This is a genomic window from Microbacterium sp. STN6 (assembly GCF_026410545.1).
Lineage (GTDB): Bacteria > Actinomycetota > Actinomycetes > Actinomycetales > Microbacteriaceae > Root112D2.
The window spans coordinates 747,768-766,186 of record NZ_JAPMIT010000002.1 but is presented as its reverse complement, the minus strand read 5'-3'; the positions used below and the strand labels follow the sequence as shown (position 1 = coordinate 766,186).

General features: G+C 68.0%; 17 protein-coding genes. 7 read left to right on the top strand and 10 right to left on the bottom strand.

Annotation, left to right across the window (positions count from 1 at the left end; genetic code table 11):
• Nucleotide 1 precedes the first annotated feature (1 nt).
• Nucleotides 2-1,579: a protein kinase gene (locus tag OSC27_RS09055; RefSeq protein ID WP_267181107.1), complete on the bottom strand. Its 1,578-nt coding sequence runs from the start codon at nt 1,577-1,579 to the stop codon at nt 2-4.
• Nucleotides 1,580-1,690: 111 nt separating this feature from the next.
• On the opposite strand from OSC27_RS09055, the gene lipB reads away from it, so the two are divergent.
• The 3 genes from lipB (at nt 1,691) to OSC27_RS09040 (ending at nt 4,258) form a co-directional block, all read left to right on the top strand.
• On the top strand, nt 1,691-2,416 hold the full coding sequence (gene lipB / locus OSC27_RS09050; protein WP_267181106.1) for a lipoyl(octanoyl) transferase LipB: 726 nt from the start codon (nt 1,691-1,693) through the stop codon (nt 2,414-2,416).
• Between the two features lie 71 nt (nt 2,417-2,487).
• The gene (gene lipA, locus OSC27_RS09045; RefSeq protein ID WP_267181177.1) at nt 2,488-3,507 is read left to right on the top strand and encodes a lipoyl synthase; all 1,020 of its coding nucleotides are present in this window, start codon (nt 2,488-2,490) and stop codon (nt 3,505-3,507) included.
• Between the two features lie 49 nt (nt 3,508-3,556).
• On the top strand, nt 3,557-4,258 hold the full coding sequence (locus tag OSC27_RS09040) for a DUF4191 domain-containing protein (RefSeq protein WP_267181105.1): 702 nt from the start codon (nt 3,557-3,559) through the stop codon (nt 4,256-4,258).
• Nucleotides 4,259-4,318: 60 nt separating this feature from the next.
• Here OSC27_RS09040 and OSC27_RS09035 read toward each other — a convergent pair whose 3' ends face one another.
• A complete protein-coding gene (locus tag OSC27_RS09035) occupies nt 4,319-4,762 on the bottom strand; it encodes an RDD family protein (RefSeq protein ID WP_267181104.1) in 444 nt (147 codons plus the stop codon).
• 138 nt (nt 4,763-4,900) lie between these two features.
• Here OSC27_RS09035 and glnA point away from each other — a divergent pair, with 138 nt between their 5' ends.
• Complete coding sequence (glnA, locus tag OSC27_RS09030) at nt 4,901-6,325, top strand: type I glutamate--ammonia ligase (RefSeq protein ID WP_267181103.1); 1,425 nt, start codon at nt 4,901-4,903, stop codon at nt 6,323-6,325.
• A gap of 9 nt (nt 6,326-6,334) precedes the next feature.
• Here glnA and betC read toward each other — a convergent pair whose 3' ends face one another.
• The 3 genes from betC to OSC27_RS09015 are packed head-to-tail and all read right to left on the bottom strand — an operon-like array spanning nt 6,335 to nt 12,195.
• Entirely contained in the window at nt 6,335-7,819 is a 1,485-nt protein-coding gene (betC, locus tag OSC27_RS09025; RefSeq protein WP_267181102.1) for a choline-sulfatase, read from the bottom strand.
• Nucleotides 7,816-10,824, bottom strand: coding sequence for a bifunctional [glutamine synthetase] adenylyltransferase/[glutamine synthetase]-adenylyl-L-tyrosine phosphorylase (locus OSC27_RS09020; protein ID WP_267181101.1), 3,009 nt, complete (start codon nt 10,822-10,824; stop codon nt 7,816-7,818). The genes betC and OSC27_RS09020 overlap by 4 nt, the downstream gene beginning before the upstream one ends.
• Before the next feature lie 30 nt (nt 10,825-10,854).
• A complete protein-coding gene (locus OSC27_RS09015; protein ID WP_267181100.1) occupies nt 10,855-12,195 on the bottom strand; it encodes a glutamine synthetase family protein in 1,341 nt (446 codons plus the stop codon).
• Nucleotides 12,196-12,249: 54 nt separating this feature from the next.
• Here OSC27_RS09015 and panB point away from each other — a divergent pair, with 54 nt between their 5' ends.
• The gene (gene panB / locus OSC27_RS09010; protein WP_267181099.1) at nt 12,250-13,083 is read left to right on the top strand and encodes a 3-methyl-2-oxobutanoate hydroxymethyltransferase; all 834 of its coding nucleotides are present in this window, start codon (nt 12,250-12,252) and stop codon (nt 13,081-13,083) included.
• 27 nt (nt 13,084-13,110) lie between these two features.
• Here the strand turns inward: panB and OSC27_RS09005 are convergent, their stop codons facing one another.
• Entirely contained in the window at nt 13,111-13,299 is a 189-nt protein-coding gene (locus tag OSC27_RS09005; RefSeq protein WP_267181098.1) for an SPOR domain-containing protein, read from the bottom strand.
• 12 nt (nt 13,300-13,311) lie between these two features.
• Between OSC27_RS09005 and map the strand changes: the two genes are divergently transcribed.
• Nucleotides 13,312-14,178: a type I methionyl aminopeptidase gene (gene map / locus OSC27_RS09000; protein WP_267181097.1), complete on the top strand. Its 867-nt coding sequence runs from the start codon at nt 13,312-13,314 to the stop codon at nt 14,176-14,178.
• Nucleotides 14,179-14,195: 17 nt separating this feature from the next.
• Entirely contained in the window at nt 14,196-14,984 is a 789-nt protein-coding gene (ppgK, locus tag OSC27_RS08995) for a polyphosphate--glucose phosphotransferase (RefSeq protein ID WP_267181096.1), read from the top strand.
• A gap of 63 nt (nt 14,985-15,047) precedes the next feature.
• On the opposite strand, the gene dhaK is transcribed toward ppgK, so the two are convergent.
• The 4 genes from dhaK to OSC27_RS08975 all read right to left on the bottom strand — a co-directional run bounded on the left by dhaK (nt 15,048) and on the right by OSC27_RS08975 (nt 18,419).
• Entirely contained in the window at nt 15,048-16,043 is a 996-nt protein-coding gene (gene dhaK, locus OSC27_RS08990) for a dihydroxyacetone kinase subunit DhaK (protein WP_267181095.1), read from the bottom strand.
• A 65-nt stretch (nt 16,044-16,108) separates the two neighbouring features.
• Entirely contained in the window at nt 16,109-16,759 is a 651-nt protein-coding gene (dhaL, locus tag OSC27_RS08985; protein WP_267181094.1) for a dihydroxyacetone kinase subunit DhaL, read from the bottom strand.
• Nucleotides 16,756-17,556: an HAD-IA family hydrolase gene (locus OSC27_RS08980; protein ID WP_267181093.1), complete on the bottom strand. Its 801-nt coding sequence runs from the start codon at nt 17,554-17,556 to the stop codon at nt 16,756-16,758. The genes dhaL and OSC27_RS08980 overlap by 4 nt, the downstream gene beginning before the upstream one ends.
• Nucleotides 17,557-17,558: 2 nt before the next feature.
• Entirely contained in the window at nt 17,559-18,419 is an 861-nt protein-coding gene (locus OSC27_RS08975; RefSeq protein ID WP_267181092.1) for a class II fructose-bisphosphate aldolase, read from the bottom strand.

The window sequence follows — 18,419 nt, the reverse complement described above, 5'->3', positions numbered from 1 at the left end:
CTCAATCGGCGAAGATCTCTCGAAGACGCCAGCCGGTCTCGCCCTGGATCACCAGGAGCGAGGCCGGCTTTTGCGTCTGCCTGCCAGGGGCGTCGGATGCCGGTGGCGCGAGCTCGATCAGCGCCGAGCCGCCCGTGCGCTGAATGAGGGACACGGCGTAGCCGTCGTAGGTCACCGCTGAGCCGGGCTCATTGCCACGCGCGGTCTGCGCTGCTCGCGTACCCAGATAGCGGCGGTCCGACTCGAGGAGCGGTGAGAGCGCGTCGTCGACGCCGTCGAGACAGGCGAGCGCGGCGTCTTGCCTGCTCAGGCAGGCGCGCCGTTCTCCCAACAGAGCGGTGGCGGCCGCGACCGGATCGTCGGCGGCGATGGCCGGGTTCGCGGTAGGGCCGGGGCGAGGGGGCGCTGTGAGTTTCGACCCGGAGGTTCGGGCAGGTGCACCCCCGGACACCGATGGCGCAGGCGTTGCGGCGCGAGCGGATGCCGAGCCGCGTGCGCTCTCGTGCGCTGCAGACGGCGGCACGAGAGCGAGCACGAGCACCAGGAGCCCGCCGCCGAGGATCGAGGCGACGATGAGTGGACGGCGCCGTGCGGCCAGGCGTCGCAGCAGCGAGGCGCGCACTGAGGAGAGCAGCGGACGACCCTCGAGCAGCCCGTGCGCGGCGCTGGCGACACGCCGTATGCCCGACGCGATCATGCCCGGCTCGGGTTCCCGCAATGCCTTCCTCGACGGCGGCTGTTCGAGCGGTGCGGCGGGCTCACCCGCGACGGCCGTGCGGTAGCGCACGCGCTCCGGCGACGCTCTCGGTACGGCGAGTGCTGCATCGATCAGCGCACGTGGCGCCGCCGATGAGAACAGACGCTCCTCCAGCGCTGCCCGCCAGTCGCCGGGCAGTGGTACTGCCGTGCTGCTGAGTGCGCGCATCCATGCCACCGTTCGTGCAAAGTGGGCCCGATCGCCGGGCGCGAGGAACAGGGCGAGGTCGTCGACCAGTTCAGCGAGAGCGGCGAGGCAGCGGCGTTCTGCGTCGTGCTGCTCCGAGCGGCCCCGGCCGAGTGCCGCAGCATGACCAAGTCCGGCGACGACGGGTCTGCCATCGTGCGCGAGAAAGACGCAACCGAGACGAAGCGCTTCGTGGCTGAACCCGGCGTCGAGGAGGTCGCAGACGCCGCGACACACCGAGATCGCGATGGTGACCGCTTCACCGGGCAGCAGCGTGCGTGAGCCGAGCACCGCCGCCACGGGCGTCGCGTCGAGCCGCTCGAGCACAAGGCAGGTCGGCCGTTCGGGGCCGGAGTCCACGTCGATCAGTTTGACCACATGCTCGCTCTCGACGCGGTCGAGCGCCTCGAGCTCCACGTCGATGCTGCCGCGATCCGCCCGCTCGGAGAAGACTTTCAGCGCCACCTGCGCCGGCGCGGCGTCGTTCGACTCCCCCGCGTGACCGAGGTACACGGTGGCGCGGCTGCCGGCCCCGAGGCGACGCAGCACGCGATAGCCGGCCAGCCATGCGCCGTCGGCGCCATCCGTCGTCTCGCCTCGTGCCGTCTCAGGTTGCTCTCGCGGTCGTCGTCTCACAGGCGACAGTCTTGTGCGCTGACGCGGCCGCAACCCGCGCAGAGCCCGGTTTGTGGATGCGCGGACGAAACATTCCGTCGTGCAGAGTGAGCGCTCGGTTAGGCTTGCACGGTGGTCGACTTCGTCGTCACGGGGCTAAGCGCCAACTCCGTGCCGTACATCGAGGCCCTCGAGCAGCAGCGTGCCCTGCACGCCGCCGTCGCCGAGGGCCGGGCGCCAGACACCGTCATGCTCCTCGAGCACCCCAGCGTCTACACCGCGGGCAGACGCACCGAGGATTCGGAAAGACCCCGAGACGGGTCACCGGTGATCGACGTCGACCGCGGCGGCAAGATCACCTGGCACGGGCCGGGCCAACTCGTGGGCTACCCGATTCTGAAGCTGCCCGAGCCGGTCGACGTGGTCGGCTACGTGCGACTGCTTGAGCGGGTACTCATCGACGTGCTCGGCGAGTTCGGTATCGCGGGCACGCAGGTCGAGGGCAGAAGCGGCGTCTGGATCACCGGAAAGGGCCCCGACCGCAAGATCGCCGCCGTCGGCATCCGCACGGCCAGAGGCGTCACGATGCACGGCTTCGCGCTGAATTGCGACAACTCCCTCGAGCCGTACGAAAACATCGTGGCCTGCGGGATCGCGGATGCGGTCACGACCACCATGAGCGTTGAACGGGGCAGGCCCGTATCGCCCTGGGCCGTCGCACCGGTTCTCCGGCGCGTCTTCGCCAAGGCCTGGGATGCGTATACGGCCGGAGCGCTGGTGTCGGCTGGGCAGGTGGCGGCGGCTCAGGCAGCACCAGCGCAGGCAGCAACAGCGCAGGCTCGGGCGGGGCAGGCATGACCGGGGCAGGCATGACCGGGGCAGGCATGACCGGGGCAGGCATGACCGGCGCAGGCATGACCGGGGCAGGCATGACCGGCGCAGGCACGAGCAGCACGGGTGCAGGTGCCGTGGCGCACGGCCGCAAACTGTTGAGGCTCGAGATTCGCAACGCGTCGACCCCCATCGAACGCAAGCCCGAGTGGATCAAGACGCGTGCTCGCATGGGTCCGGAGTACCGGCAGCTTCAGGAGCTGGTGAGCACGGAGAACCTGCACACGGTATGCCAGGAGGCCGGCTGCCCGAACATCTTCGAGTGCTGGGAGGACAGGGAGGCCACGTTCCTGATCGGCGGCGCCCAGTGCACTCGCCGCTGTGACTTCTGCCAGATCGACACCGGCAAGCCCGCCGCGTTCGACGAAGACGAGCCTCGGCGCGTAGCGGAGTCGGTGGCCGCGATGCGGCTGCGCTACGCGACGGTCACGGGCGTGGCGCGCGATGACCTGCCCGATGAGGGCGCGTGGCTTCACGCCGAGACGGTGCGGCGCATCCATGCCCGGAATCCGGGAACGGGTGTCGAGCTGCTCGCCACCGACTTCTCCGGCAAGCCCGAGCTGCTGAATGAGGTGTTCGAGGCGCGGCCCGAGGTGTTCGCGCACAACGTGGAGACGGTGCCGAGGCTGTTCAAGCGCATTCGGCCGGCGTTCCGTTACGAACGCTCGCTCGACGTGATCGGGCAGGCGCGCGCGGCGGGGCTGATCACAAAGTCCAACCTGATTCTGGGAATGGGCGAGGAGCGGCACGAGATCAGCCAGGCGCTGCGGGATCTTCGGGACGCAGGCACCGATATCATCACCGTGACCCAGTACCTGCGACCCTCGCCGCGACACCTGCCCGTCGCCCGCTGGCTCCCGCCCGCGGAGTTCGTGGAGATCCGGACGGAGGCCGAGGAGATCGGGTTCCTCGGCGTGCTCGCCGGGCCGCTCGTGCGTTCGTCATACCGCGCCGGTCGCCTCTGGGCGCAGTCGATGGTCGCCTCGGGGCGCGAGATCCCGAGTGAGCTCCGCCCGCTCGCCGACGCCACAACCGGGTTCAACCAGGCCGTCTCCTGAGGGCGAACGTGCGACATGGGGGCCATCCGCAGCCGGTATCCTTGTGACCATGGCACGTAAGGATACGTCTGCGACGAAAGAGCCCGGCCGCCTGAAGCAGATGTGGCAGGTCTTCCAGATGACACGGCGGTACGACAACCGCGCCATCTGGTATATCGCCGCAGGATTCTTCGGGCCGGTGATCGTGGGCGTGCTGCTCGCACTCTTCTTCTCCGAGGGCAACGTGCTCAACGTGGTGCTCTGGGTGCTCGTCGGCGTCATGGCGGGAATCCTCGCTGCCCTCATCATTCTGGGCCGGCGCGCCGAGAAGGCCGCGTACTCGCAGATCGAGGGCAAGCCGGGCGCGGTGGGCGCCGTGCTGCGCAGCTCGTTGAAGCGCGGCTGGCGGGGCAGCGAAATGCCCGTCGCCGTCAACGGCAAGACACAGGACGCCGTGTACCGGGCCGTGGGCCGCGGTGGCGTGGTGCTGATCGGCGAGGGTCCGGCGAGCCGCACGAACCGCATGGTTGACGAAGAGCGACGCCGTGTCGCAAAGGTTCTGCCGAACGTGCAGGTGACGACGCTGAGCGTCGGGCCGGATGCGGACGCCGTGCCGCTGCACAAGGTCGCGCGCCGGCTCGCGAAGATCAAGCCCCAGCTCACGAAGACCGAGGTGCTCGCCGTGAGCAACCGGCTCGAGTCGCTGCCGGGCAAGCAATTGCCGATCCCGAAGGGCATCGACCCCCGTAAGGTCCGCGCCAAGCGCGCCTGAACCGGGCCCGCTGCTCGGCTCCTGCGTCCGAGAGCCTGTCTGCGCTGCGAAGCGCACAGGTCAGCCGCGGATCAGCGCCGTTCCCGCCACCTTGTCGTGGAAGCCGCGCTGGTCGGAATCCCACACGAGCGCGGGAATCACGATCGCCAGAAGCGCCGTTCGCACGACCGGCCGCCACACGCCGACCCAGCCGCCGCGCACGTTCACCACGCGAAGGCCGACGATGCGGTGCCCGATGCCACCGCCGATGGTCGGAATGAAGACGACCTGGAGCGCGGCGAAGACGAGCAGCGTCGCCCAGGAATCGAGGTCGGCCCACGACCGGTTCGAGAAGAACAGGAACGAGACGACCGTTGCGATCGCCCAGTCGATCGCGAGCGCTGCGATGCGCCTGCCCGCGCGGCCGATCGAATGGCGGCCGTGATCGGGCAGGCCCAACCGCTCCCCTGGGTAGCTGCTCGGTGCGATGGCGGCGCTGGATCTTGACGCTCTGGTACTGCTCACCCGTAGAGTCTAAGAGCAGCCACTGTACGTAACATGCCGGAAACATCGGTGATACGGTCGGGAAATTCTCGCGTCGTACGCTCAGGGGCGAGCCGCACGCCGGTCTCGAAATCAACTCAATCACTGGGAGACATGTACATGTTCCGCGATTCCTCAGAGGTGCTCGCCTTCATCAAGGAGACGGACGTCAAGTTCCTCGACATCCGCTTCACCGATCTGCCTGGCGTGCAGCAGCACTTCAACATCCCGGCCTCGACGGTCGACGAGGAGTTCTTCACGGTCGGGCAGCTGTTCGACGGCTCATCCATTCGCGGATTCGCGTCGATCCACGAGTCGGACATGCAGCTGATCCCGGATGTCTCGACGGCGTACGTCGACCCCTTCCGCGCCGAGCGCACACTCATCATGGTGTTCGACATCTACAACCCGCGCAATGGTGAGGTCTACGGCAAGGACCCGCGCCAGGTCGCGAAGAAGGCCGAGAAGTACCTGGCCTCGACCGGCATCGCCGACACCGCGTTCTTCGCGCCCGAGGCGGAGTTCTACATCTTCGACGACGTGCGCTACGAGGTCAACCAGCACTCCAGCTTCTACGCCGTCGACTCCGAGGAGGGCGCCTGGAACACCGGCCGCACCGAGGCGGGCGGAAACCTGGCGAACAAGACCCCGTACAAGGGCGGGTACTTCCCCGTGAGCCCCGTCGACAAGCAGGCCGATCTGCGTGACGACATCAGCCTCAAGCTCATCGGCGCCGGCCTGGAACTCGAGCGCGCACACCACGAGGTGGGCACGGGAGGGCAGGCCGAGATCAACTATCGGTTCGACACGATGGTGCATGCGGCTGACGACATCCTCAAATTCAAGTACATCGTGAAGAACACGGCAGAGGAATGGGGCAAGACGGCCACGTTCATGCCGAAGCCGCTGTTCGGCGACAACGGCTCGGGCATGCACACCCACCAGTCGCTGTGGAACGACGGCAAGCCGCTGTTCTACGACGAGGCGGGCTACGGCGGCCTCTCTGACCTGGCGCGCTGGTACATCGGCGGACTGCTCAAGCACGCCCCGGCGGTGCTCGCGTTCACCAACCCCAGCGTGAACTCGTTCCACCGTCTGGTGCCGGGTTTCGAGGCGCCCGTGAACCTCGTGTACTCGGCCGGCAACCGCTCGGCGTGCATCCGCATTCCCATCACCGGCACGAACCCGAAGGCGAAGCGCATCGAGTTCCGTGTTCCGGACGGCTCGAGCAACCCATACCTCGCGTTCGCGGCCCAGCTCATGGCCGGTCTCGACGGCATCAAGAACCGCATCGAGCCGCACGAGCCGGTCGACAAGGACCTGTACGAGCTTCCGCCCGAGGAGGCGAAGAACATCCCGCAGCTTCCTGGCACGCTGAGCGAGGCTCTCGACGCGCTCGAGGCAGACCACGACTTCCTGACGGCCGGCGGCGTGTTCACGCCCGAGCTGATCGAGACGTGGATCGACTACAAGCGCGAGAAGGAGATCAAACCGCTCGCGCAGCGCCCGCACCCGTTCGAGTACGAGCTCTACTACGGCGTGTAGGGCTTCGACTCAGCGCACGTATTGCCAGGTGGCGTCGGTGCGCGGCTGGTAGTCCCAGTGCGTGCCGTTCGCCGCCATCCCGTCGCGCACAATGACACGGTCACGGATGCTGGCAGCGCCTCGCGCCGCCAGTGCCTCGGGGTCGAAGCGGTCGAAAATGAGCGCACGAAGCTCCGCAACGAGGCCCGCGTGCGCCGGATCGACGGCGAGATCGTGCCACTCCCCCGGGTCGTTCTCAAGGTCGAAGAGCCGTTCGTCGTGCCCGTGGATGTAGATGTACTTGTGACGCCCTCGGCGCACCATGAAGCACGGCGCGTGCACCTTCTCGAGGTGGTATTCGGAGAAGACCGGGACGGTGTCTGGCGTGACACCGGGCTCGGCTGCGGCGCCGTCCATGAGGCCGACGAGGCTGCGGCCGTGCAGCTCCGCCCGCACCGCGGGCGCGACACCGGCGAGATCCAGCAGCGTCGGCAGCACGTCGACGAGGGAGACCGGCTGCGGCACGCGCGTTGCCGCGAGGGCGGCCTGCGGCATCCGCAAGACAAGGGGGACGCGCACCGACCACTCGTAGAACGCGCGCTTCTGCACCATGCCGCGCTCGCCCAGCATGTCGCCGTGGTCGCTTGTGAAGAGCACGACGGTGTTCTCGAGCGCGCCGGTTACCGCGAGGGTGTCGAGCAGTTCGCCGAGCTTGCGGTCCACGTAGCTGAGGGCGGCGTAGTAGGCGTGCCGAAGGTGGCGCATGCTCTGCTCATCGCGCACGTCGTACACGTCGGTCTCGTGCGCGTCGTTCGCCCAGCGGTCCATCGCCGAGTACGTCTGCTCGAGGTCGTCGGGGTACTCGGGCAGCGGCATGTCGGCGTCGTCGTACAGATCCCAGTACTCCTGCTGCACATGGAACGGGTCATGCGGGTGGTGGAAGGAGACGACCATGCCGAACGGCTGCTGGGCGTCGGTGCGGTGACGCTCGCGCAGGTATTCGAGGGCGCGGAACTGGGTCTCCTCGTCGTAGGCCATGAACATGGTCCAGTCGCGCACGCCGGGATCGGGGTCGACGTAGTGCCGCGCGTGGCCGCCCGCCGGGAAGCGGCCGTTCTCGTCGAGGGTGGGCACCCAGTCGACGCCGGCGGGGAACACGTCGGTCGTGAGCCGCCGGTCGAATCCGTGCAGCTGATCCGGACCGACGAAGTGCATCTTGCCGCTCGCGAGCGTGTCATAGCCTGCGGCCGCAAGGTAGTGCGCGAGGCAGGGCTGGTCGGCGGGGAACACCGACGCGTTATCGAAGCAGCCCATGGAGGACGGATAGCGACCGGCGACAAGCGCCGCTCGCGACGGGGAGCAGAGCGGGGCGGCCGTGTACGCGGCCTCGAACGTGACGCCCTCGTCGGCGAGCCGCTGCATGGCCGGCGTCTTCGCCACGCGGTCGCCGTACGGCGAGGTGAGGAAGGGGACCACCTGGTCTGCCATGACGATGAGAATGTTGGGTGCGGTCATGGCGTCACGACTTCCGGGTAGAAGAGGCGCTCGAAGACGGAGCGGGCGCGGCGGGTGACGGCCAGATAGTCCTCCTCGAGACGGCTGGCGGAGCCGGGCGGGTACTCCAGCAGACGGGCGACACCCTCGAGCTGCTGCCGGTCCACCGGCAGCACATCCGCTGTCTTATTGGTCCACAGGGTCATGGCGGAGCGCGCGCGTGAGGCGAAGATCCACGCCTCGCGCAGGCGGTCGGCGTCGTCGGCTCGGATCAGGCCGCTCTCGACGCACACGGCGAGGGCGTCGAGCGTCGAGGGCGTGCGCAGCGCCGGCTGCCGCCACGCGTGCTGCAGCTGCTGCAGCTGAACGAGCCATTCGACGTCGCTGAGCGATCCACGCCCGAGCTTCAGGTGGCGAGACGGGTCTGCGGCCTGCGGCAGCCGCTCGCTCTCGACACGGGCCTTGATGCGCTTGACCTCGCGCACGGCCGCATCATCGATGCCCTCCGGGTAGCGCACCGAGTCGGCGAGCAACTCGAAGTCGCGCCTGAGGTCGTCGTCGCCGGCGATGCCGCGGGCGCGCAGGAGCGCCTGGGCCTCCCACGTGAGCGACCAGCGGCTGTAGTAGGCGCGGTACGCGTCGAGCGAGCGGGAGACGGGCCCGTTCTTGCCCTCGGGGCGCAGACCCGCGTCGAGGTCGAGGGGCAACGCGGGGTCGGCCGTGAGCCGCACGAGCTCGGCGACGATCGCGTTGGCGACGGGGGCCGCCGTCTGCGCGTCGCCGTCTGACGAGCGGAAGACGTAGAGCACGTCGGCGTCGGAGCCGAGACCGAGCTCCCTGCCGCCGAGGCGCCCCATACCGATGACGGCGAACTGCAGGGCGTCGGCTCCCGGCACGGTGCGCCGGGCGACGGCGAGGGCGCCGGAGATCACGTTCTCGGCGATGTCGGTGAGGCCGCGCGCAAGTTCTTCAACGGTGCACGAGCCGAGGATGGCCGCGAACGCGAGCCGCAGCACCTCGCGGCGGCGGGCCGTGCGCAGAGCCGCGGCGGCGGCATCCGCCTCATGGTGGCGGGCGAGGAGCGCGCGCACCTCGTCGCTCAGCACCTCGCGCGCACGCGGGCGCAGGTCGGCGTCGCTCTCGAGCCAGGCGACGCCCTCAGGGATGCGGCCGAGCAGCTCGCCCACGAAACGCGAGCCCGCGAGCACCCGCGTGAGGCGTTGCGCCGCGCCGCTCGAGTCCCGCAACATGCGCAGAAACCAATGCGTCGAACCCAGGTCTTCGCTCAGGCGTCGAAACGTGACCAGCCCATAGTCGGGGTCGGCCCCGTCGGCGAACCACTGCAGCATGACGGGCAGAAGGTGCTGCTGGATCGACGCGCGACGCGAGACCCCGGTGGTCAGGGCGCGGATGTGCACCAGCGCCCCGGCCGGATCCCGGAACCCGATCGCGGCGAGTCGCGCCTCCGCCTGCGCGCTTGTGAGGTTGAACTCCTCGCTCGGGGTCGCCGCGACGGCGGAGAGCAGCGGCCGGTAGAACAGGCGCTCGTGCAGCCCTCGCACGCGCTGTTTGATACTCGACCACACCGACGTGAGGCCGGCGGCATTGACGGCCAGACCCGTCGCACGCGCGAGCACGCGCATATCCGCCTCGTCGCGCGGCATCAGGTGCGTGCGGGTCAGCGAACGCAGCTGGAGCCGGTGTTCAAGCAGCCGCAGCGTGCGGTAGTCGCGATCGAACTCGGCCGACTCGCTGCGGCCGATGTAGCCCTGGCCGGCGAGGGCGTCGAGCGCACCCAGGGTGGAGCGCTGGCGCACCGCGTCGTCGGTCTGGCCGTGCACGAGCTGCAGCAGCTGAACCGTGAACTCGATGTCGCGCAGGCCGCCGGGCCCCAGCTTCAGCTGGTAGTCGAGCTCGTCGTCGGGAATGTTGTCGGTGACGCGTTCGCGCATGCGCTGAACCTGATCGACGAAGTTCTCGCGCGACGAGCTGTCCCACACGAGCGGCGCGAGCGCGTCGACGTAACGCCGGCCGAGCTCGGCGTCCCCTGCAAAGCCGCGCGCCTTGATGAGCGCCTGGAACTCCCAGTTCTTCGCCCACCTCTCGTAGTACGCCACATGCGACTCGAGACTGCGCACGAGGGCGCCGTCCTTGCCCTCGGGTCGCAGGTTGGCATCGACCTCCCACAGCCCGGGCTCGATGGCGGCCGCGCTGAGTCCGCGCATGGTGAGCACGGCCAGTCGCGTCGCAACGTCGACCGCGCGGGCGTTGGAGAGCCCGGCCTCCTCGTCGCCCTCCGCCACGAAGATGACGTCGACGTCGCTCACGTAGTTGAGCTCGCCGGCGCCTGCCTTTCCCATGCCGATGATGGCGAATCTCGTGTGCGAGACCTCGTGCGCGCTGAAGTGGCCAGGGCCCGCTCCGATCACGTCGCCCCTGGCCACCGCAAGTGAGGCCTCCATGGCGCCGGCCGCGAGATCGGCAAGAGAACGCGCGACGAGGTCGACGCCCTCTACCTGATCGTCCTGTTCCAGGTCGAAGACCGCGAGCTGCGTGAGCAGACGCCGGTAGCGCACGCGCAGCGCCGACCACGCCTCCTCCTCGCGCAGCGCGGCCACGGGTGCGGAGGCGGCCACGTCGTCGACGCCGACCGCGTCGAGAAGCTGGGCGCGCAGGTCGGCGGCATCCGCTGTGCCGGTCAGCGGCTCGTCGAGCGCCGCCAGCTCGTCCGGGTGGCGCACGAGGAACTCGGCAAGGCCATCGGATGCGCCGAGAAGGCGCACCAGCCGGCTCGCCTGCGGCTCACGCCCCAGCCGGACGGCGACGGCGTCGTGGTCGAAGCGCAGCAACTGCAGCACCCAGTCGAGGGCTTGATCGGCGTCTGCCGCGACGCGGAACAGCTCGAGGGCGCGCTCCTGGGGCATGTCGGTGAGGCGGGTGAGCTCAGCGAGCCGCTCGCGCACCTCACTGAGCCGGGCGAAGCCGGCGGCGGCAAGCGTGCTCAGGGCTGTCTGCTCACGCGCCATGCCGTGCCTCCAAGCGGGTCGGGGCGGGCGTCAGAGCGCCTGCAGGTTGGTGCGCAGCTCGAACGGCGTCACCTGCGCCCGGTAGTCGTGCCAATCCTGACGCTTGTTGAGCAGAACGTAGTTGAACACCTGCTCCCCCAGCGTCTCGGCGACGAGCTCGGAGCCCTCCATGATCGAGACGGCGTGGTCGAGGCTCGCGGGCAGCTGGCTGTAGCCGAGGGCCCGCCGTTCGGAGTCGCTCAGCGCCCACACGTTGTTCTCGGCCTCGGGCGGCAACTCGTAGCCCTCCTCGATGCCGCGCAGCCCTGCCGCGATCATGAGCGAGAACGAGAGGTACGGATTCGCGGCAGAGTCCAGCGCCCGATACTCGACGCGCGAGCTCTGCTGCTTGTTGGGCTTGTACAGGGGCACGCGCACGAGAGCCGAGCGGTTGTTGTGGCCCCAGCACACGAAGCTGGGCGCCTCGTCGCCGCCCCACAGCCGCTTGTACGAATTGACGAACTGGTTCGTGACGGCCGTGATCTCCGGGGCGTGCCGCAGCAGACCGGCAATGAACTGCCGTCCCGTGCGCGAGAGCTGGTACTGGGCTCCCGGCTCGAAGAACGCGTTGTGGTCGCCCTCGAACAGCGACATGTGGGTGTGCATGCCGCTGCCCGGCTGGCCGGAGAGCGGCTTCGGCATGAACGTGGCGTACACGCCCTGCTCAATCGCCACCTCCTTGACGACCGTGCGGAAGGTCATGATGTTGTCTGCGGTCGTGAGCGCATCGGCGTAGCGCAGGTCGATCTCGTTTTGGCCGGGGCCGCTTTCGTGGTGGCTGAACTCCACCGAGATGCCGAGGTCTTCGAGCATGCGCACCGAACGCCGGCGGAAGTCGTGGGCCGTGCCGCCCGGCACGTTGTCGAAGTACCCCGCCGAGTCGACCGGCGTCGGATGGCCGTCGACGTCGAGCTTCGACGACTTCAAGAGGTAGAACTCGATTTCGGGATGCGTGTAGCAGGTGAATCCACGGTCGGCAGCGCGGGCGAGGGTGCGCTTGAGCACGTTACGCGGGTCTGCGACGGCCGGCTGGCCGTCGGGCGTCGTGATGTCGCAGAACATGCGGGCGGTCGGGTCGATCTCGCCACGCCACGGCAGGATCTGGAACGTCGCGGGGTCCGGGTGCAGCAGCACGTCGGCCTCGTAGGATCTCGTGAGGCCCTCGACCGACGAGCCGTCGATGCCGACGCCTTCGGCGAAGGCGCCCTCGACCTCGGCGGGGGCGATCGCCACCGATTTCAGCGTGCCGACGACGTCGGTGAACCACAGCCTGACGAACTTGACTCCGCGTTCCTCGATCGTGCGAAGAACGAAGTCCCGCTGCTTGTCCATCGGTCCCCTTTCCGGCCTTCTCTAGGCTAGTGGCTCGCGCCATAGACTGTCCGCATGTCAGACACGTCTGCCGCACCGTCGCTGCCCCAGTTGAAGAGGGTGCGAACCAGGCACTTCCAGTCGGCCAAGGATCAGGGAATCACGATCACGGGCCTCACGAGTTACGACATGCTCACGGCGCAGATCTTCGACGACGCCGGCATCGACTTCCTGCTCGTGGGAGACTCGGCCGGAAACAACGTGCTCGGCTACGACACCACGCTTCCCGTCACCGTGGACGAACTCATCCCACTGGCCCGCGCGGTCGCCGGCGCCGTCACGCGCGCCTTCGTCATCGCCGATATGCCGTTCGGTTCATACGAGACGGGGCAGGAGGAGGCGCTGCACACCGCGGTGCGCTTCATGAAGGAGACCGGCGCCCACGCGGTCAAGCTCGAGGGCGGTATTCGCAGTGCCGAACAGATCCGGCGCATCGTCGACGCCGGCATCCCCGTGATGGCGCATATCGGCTTCACCCCGCAGAGCGAGCACGGACTCGGAGGGCACATCATCCAGGGCCGCGGCGCGGGCGTCGAGCAGCTGCTCGCTGACGCGCACGCCGTCGAAGACGCCGGGGCCTTCGCTGTGGTGCTCGAAATGGTGCCGGCCGCCAGCGCGGCGCTGGTGACGAAGGAGCTGCGCATCCCGACCATCGGTGTCGGTGCCGGGCCGGATGTCGACGGGCAGCTGCTCGTGTGGACCGACTGGGCCGGGCTCACCACCGGGCGCGTGCCCAAGTTCGTGAAGAAGTACGCCGACCTTCGGCAGGTTCTCGGTGATGCCGCAGCGGCGTACAAGGCGGATGTGACGAGTGGGCAGTACCCGAGCTCTGAACACAGCTACGAGTAGCGCTGGCGCGCGGCTTCGCGGTTTCTGCTAGCGGTCTTCCGCCGCGTCGTCCTCGGCCCAGCGCCGGCTGTTCTCGCGCAGCGTGTCAAGGGCGTGTGCGGCCTCGTCACGCGTGGCGAACGGCCCGACGCGATCGATCGACGGTGACTGGAAACCCTGCTCCACCTCGCCGGTCTTCTGGTTGTACCAGTACTGATGCTCGATGTCCTCGGCCATAAGCTTGATCCTATGCCCAAGGATTCTCACGGCCACCTGGTACCCGGAACCGTCTCGCCCGAGCGGCCTGTGCCCGCCTCGATCGAGCGACCGGAATACGTCGGCCGACCGGGGCCGCGCGCCTACACCGGCGACAACATCTACCCGGCCGAGAGCATCGAGCTGATCCGCGAGGCCGGGCGCATCGCCGCGCGGGCGATCGCGCTGGTCGGCGAGGCGGCGCAGCCCGGAGCGACGACGGAGGAGCTCGACCGCATCGGTCACGACTATCTTGTCGAAAACGATGCGTATCCCTCGACCCTGGGCTACCGCGGTTACCCGAAGTCGATCTGCAGCTCGGTGAACGAGGTGATCTGCCACGGCATCCCAGACGACACCGTGCTCGAGGATGGCGACATCGTCAACATCGACATCACCGCGTACAAGAACGGGGTGCACGGCGACAGCAACCAGACCTTCGTCGTGGGACAGGCGAGCGACGAGGTCACCCAGCTCGTGGATCGCACGCGGGAGGCGCTCGCCCGCGGCATCCGTGCCGTGGCACCGGGACGTCAGGTGAACGTGATCGGGCGTGCGATCGAGTCGTACGCGAAGCGCTTCGGCTACGGCGTCGTGCGTGACTTCACCGGCCATGGTGTCGGCGAGGCGTTTCACTCCGGGCTCATCATTCCGCACTTCGACTCGGCACCCGTCTACGACACCGTCATGCAGCCCGGCATGGTCTTCACGATCGAACCCATGCTGACGCTCGGCGGCATCGAGTGGGACATGTGGGACGACGACTGGACCGTGACGACGCGCGACAAGTCGCTGACCGCGCAGTTCGAGCACACCCTCGTGGTCACCGAGCGCGGCGCGGAGATCCTCACCCTCCCGTGACGATAGATTGGGGAGCTATGACCCCTGGAACGACGGCCATCGGAATCGACATCGGCGGAACGGGCATCAAGGGGGCCGTGGTCGACCTCGCCACCGGCGAGTTGGTGAGTGAGCGCGTCAAGCTCGCGACTCCCGAGCACGGCGAGCCGGACGACATCGTCGAGGTGACGAGCCAGATTCTCGCGACGCTCTCAGACATCGCCACCAATGTGCCGGTCGGCATCTGCTTTCCTGCCGTCGTGCGGAACGGGCGCACCATGTCGGCCGCGAACGTGTCCGACGCCTGGATCGGGCTGGAGGCCGAGAAGCTCTTCGAGAAGGCGCTCGGCGTCGACATCCAGTTTGTCAACGATGCGGATGCTGCCGGTTACGCCGAGTCACGATTCGGCGCCGCGTCCAACCAGCCGGGCGTCGTCATGGTGACGACTCTCGGCACGGGCATCGGAACCGCGCTGCTCTACAACGGTGTGCTGGTGCCGAACACGGAGTTCGGCCACATCGAGCTCGACGGCCACGACGCTGAGCGCAAGGCGGCGTACTCGGCGAAGGAGCGCGACGACCTCAGCTGGTCGAAGTGGGCCAAGCGCCTGCAGAAGTACTACACCGCTCTCGAGAAGCTGCTCTCACCCGACCTCTTCATCGTGGGCGGCGGCGTCTCGAAGCACTCCGACCAGTTCCTGCCGCTGCTGAGCCTGAAGACCCCGATTCTGCCCGCGGTGCTGCGCAACAACGCGGGGATTCTCGGGGCGGCCGCGCTTGCCGCAAACGACGCGCCGGTACGCGGGCGCGGGGGCCATCCGCTCTGATGCGTTACATCGGCTCGGCGCTTTACATCGGCTCGGTGCTTTACATCGGCTCGGCGCTTCAGATCAGAAGATGCGCGCCCCGATCTCCGCAGGTGCGGCCAGGAGGTCTTCTATTTCGTCGTCGAGACGCACGAGCGTGAGTGATGCTCCGGCCATGTCGAGCGATGTGCAGTATTCGCCGACGTAACTGCGTGCGACGGTGATGCCCTTCGCGGCGAGCTGCTCGTGTGCGCGGCCGTACAGAATGTACAGCTCACTGATCGGAGTACCGCCAAGTCCATTGATCATGAGCGCCACCCGGTCTCCGTTTTCGAATGGCAGATCCGCGACCACCGGCTCGAGCAACTCATCGAGTAGATCGTTCGCCGGGGCGATCGTGGCGCGGCGGCGCCCTGGCTCGCCGTGGATGCCGACGCCGATCTCTATTTCGTCGTCGCCGAGTTCGAACAGCGGAGCGCCCTTCGCCGGCGGCGTGCAGGCGCTGAGGGCAAGTCCCATGGTGCGGGTGACGGAGTTGACCTTCTCGCCGATGCGCACGATCTCGTCGAGCTCCGCCCCGGCCTCGGACGCCGCGCCGACGGCCTTCATGACGAAGAAGTTGCCGGCGACGCCGCGTCGCCCGACCGTGTACGTCGAGTCCTTCACAGAGACGTCGTCGTCGATGAAGAGCGTCTTGACCTTCACGCCATCCGCCAGGCTCATCTCCTGCGCCATATCGAAGGCCATACGGTCGCCCGTGTAGTTGTTGACCAGCAGAAGCACGCCTTTCGGCGAGGCAAGCAGCTTGGTGGTCTCATAGACGTAATCCATGGGCGGCGCCGCGAAGACGTCACCCGGGCATGCTCCGTCGAGCATTCCCTTGCCCACCGTGAGCACGTGAGCGGGCTCGTGGCCGGAGCCCGAACCCTGGATGATCGACACTTTGTCGTCGTGCGGCGCGTCCGCCCGCATGATCAGGTTGTACTCGGGCACGTATCGGAGCGTGTCCGGGTTGGCCAGGGCGATGCCCTTGAGCATCTCCGGAACGTAGTTCAGCGGGTCGTTGACGAACTTCTTCATGTCTCTTGCTCTCCTCGAATTCGACGCACGGATGCGTGTCAAGCGGTCCCGACGGGCTTCCCCCGTCAGGTCGTCGCAGAGCGACTCCCCCAGCCCTCGGCGAGACGTTCCAGGATCACCGCGACCGCGACGGCGCCCGGGTCCGGTGAGCCGATGCTGCGCTCTCCCGTGTACGCGGCGCGGCCTCGACGCGCCTGCATCGAGACGGTGGCATCGGCCGCGCTTCGCGCGCTCACGGCGGCAGCGGCGATGATCGCGTTTGTATCGTCCCCTCGCGCGAGCGCCGCCTCGACGGCGTCGGCCATCGGGGCCAGCGCGTCGAGCAGGGTCTTGTCACCGAGCTCTGCGTTTCCCCGTGCCTTGATTCCCTCGATGGCGCTGCGCAGCATCCGCACGACATCGCTGCCCGAGACCGTATCGTGCCCCTTGGCGATAGCGGCCGCGCGCAAGAACGCGGTTCCCCAGATCGGCCCGGACGTGCCGCCGATGCGGCCGGTGATCACGACGGCGATCTTCTGCAGGAACGTGCCGATGTCACTGCGGTCGTAGCTCTCCCAGTCGGCGAGGACGATCTCGAACCCGCGGGCAAGCGAGAACCCGAAGTCCCCGTCACCGACGACGGAGTCCAATTCGCCGAACGCCTTCTCGTTGTCTACGGCAGTTTGCGCGATCGTTCTGACGACGAATTCGACTGCGGCGAAGCTGGGGGTCGTCATCGGTTCTCCTCGGTAGTGCTGAAAGGACGGGGCCGTTCAAGCACGGCTCGCAGGTCATCGAGCCCGACGATCGCGGCGGGATGCACGCCAAGCGGGTCTTCGATCACGGTGGCCGGCTCGCCATCGTCCCCGAGCGAACTGAGGACGAGCGAGGCCCCGGAAAAGTCGTCGCCGCCGGTGTAGGCACTCGCGGTCACCACCGTGCGGAGGCCCGCCCCGATGGCTGCCCGCACGCCAATGCCACTGTCCTCAATGACGACGCCGTCTTCCGGGCTGATGCCAAGGCGGGTCAGCGCCAGTTCGTAGATGTCCGGCGCCGGCTTCTTGTGCTCAACGATGTCGCCCGCGAACACGTCAAAATGCGCCGCCAGAGCGTCACCGACGGCGTGCTGCAGCACGGCGCGCACCGACGGAGGCGCCGATGTCGAGGCGACGGCCAGCCCCCATCCCGCTGCGTGAGCCTCCCCGGCGAGGCGGGCGATGCCGGGGCGCGGCGGCAGCGCTCCCGCGTTCACCATCTCGGTGTAGATCGCGGTCTTCCGGCGGTGCATCTCTGCGACGAACGCGCGCCGCGCCTCCGTGTCAGCCGGTAGCCCGTGCTCTGCGGCGAAGGCCGCAGTCAGCACGCTCGCCATGCGCTCCTTGCCCCCACCGATGAGCACCTTCTGCGCATAGTCAGCATCGCTCCACTGCACTGGCACGTTGTATTCGGCGAAGGTCTGGTTGAAGGCCGGCAGATGCCCGCCTCGTTCAGTGTCGGCGAGCACTCCGTCGCAGTCGAAGATGAGGTGCGGCACGGTCACCACGCTTTGCCAGCGCTGCCGAAGGTGCGGGCGAGCCCCGTCGTGAGGCCGATGATGTGCTCGCGCACCTCGGCGAAGAGCGAGGGCGGATCCCAATGGTCTCGCTCCTCAGCCCCCGTGAGGTAGCTGAGGCTTGACCGCATGAACTCAATCTTGAGGGCAGTGGAGATGTTGACCTTGGCGCAGCCGCGCGCAATCAGGTCGGCGAACTGGGCATCGGTCATTCCGCTGCCGCCGTGCAACGCGATGGGAGTACGGGTGGCCTGAACGATGTCGGTGACCCTCTGGAAGTCGAGGTCGGGGGTGCTCGAGTACACGCCGTGGGCGTTGCCGATGGAGGGGGCGAAGACGTCCACGCCGGTCTCGCGAATGAACGAGACCGCGGTGTCCAGGCTCGCCCGCACCGAAGCCGTGTCGGAACCGATGCCGTCTTCCACCCCACGGATCGCCTCAATCTCGCCCTCCACATGGGCACCGTATCGGCGTGCCTCGGCGACGACCTCCACGGTCTGGCGCTGATTCTCTGCGACGTCGAGTGTCGAGGCATCGAAGAGCACCGAGTTCCAGCCCCGCTCGAGGCATTCGGTGATCACGGAACGGTCGGGGCAGTGGTCGAGATGCAACGCAACCGGCACCGTGATGCCCGCGGTCATGCCCTGCCACATGGCGAAGAGCACACCGGAGCCGATCGAACGCACCGTCTTGACCGATGTCTGAACGATCAGCGGCGAGTTCGCCTCAACCGCACCGGCGAGAACGGCCTCGAGGGTCAGATCATTCACGATGTTGATCGCGGGAACACCGTAACGCTCGTCGAACGCGTGATCGACGATCTCCTTCAGCGACACCACCGGCAC

Bases quoted from the DNA above. Each gene is read 5' to 3' on its own strand.
- lipA (WP_267181177.1), top strand. From the start codon at position 2,488: ATGACCGGCGCAGGCACGAGCAGCACGGGTGCAGGTGCCGTGGCGCAC.
- OSC27_RS09040 (WP_267181105.1), top strand. From the start codon at position 3,557: ATGGCACGTAAGGATACGTCTGCGACGAAAGAGCCCGGCCGCCTGAAG.
- glnA (WP_267181103.1), top strand. From the start codon at position 4,901: ATGTTCCGCGATTCCTCAGAGGTGCTCGCCTTCATCAAGGAGACGGAC.
- betC (WP_267181102.1), bottom strand. From the start codon at position 7,819: ATGACCGCACCCAACATTCTCATCGTCATGGCAGACCAGGTGGTCCCC.
- OSC27_RS09020 (WP_267181101.1), bottom strand. From the start codon at position 10,824: ATGGCGCGTGAGCAGACAGCCCTGAGCACGCTTGCCGCCGCCGGCTTC.
- OSC27_RS09015 (WP_267181100.1), bottom strand. From the start codon at position 12,195: ATGGACAAGCAGCGGGACTTCGTTCTTCGCACGATCGAGGAACGCGGA.
- panB (WP_267181099.1), top strand. From the start codon at position 12,250: ATGTCAGACACGTCTGCCGCACCGTCGCTGCCCCAGTTGAAGAGGGTG.
- OSC27_RS09005 (WP_267181098.1), bottom strand. From the start codon at position 13,299: ATGGCCGAGGACATCGAGCATCAGTACTGGTACAACCAGAAGACCGGC.
- map (WP_267181097.1), top strand. From the start codon at position 13,312: ATGCCCAAGGATTCTCACGGCCACCTGGTACCCGGAACCGTCTCGCCC.
- ppgK (WP_267181096.1), top strand. From the start codon at position 14,196: ATGACCCCTGGAACGACGGCCATCGGAATCGACATCGGCGGAACGGGC.
- dhaK (WP_267181095.1), bottom strand. From the start codon at position 16,043: ATGAAGAAGTTCGTCAACGACCCGCTGAACTACGTTCCGGAGATGCTC.
- dhaL (WP_267181094.1), bottom strand. From the start codon at position 16,759: ATGACGACCCCCAGCTTCGCCGCAGTCGAATTCGTCGTCAGAACGATC.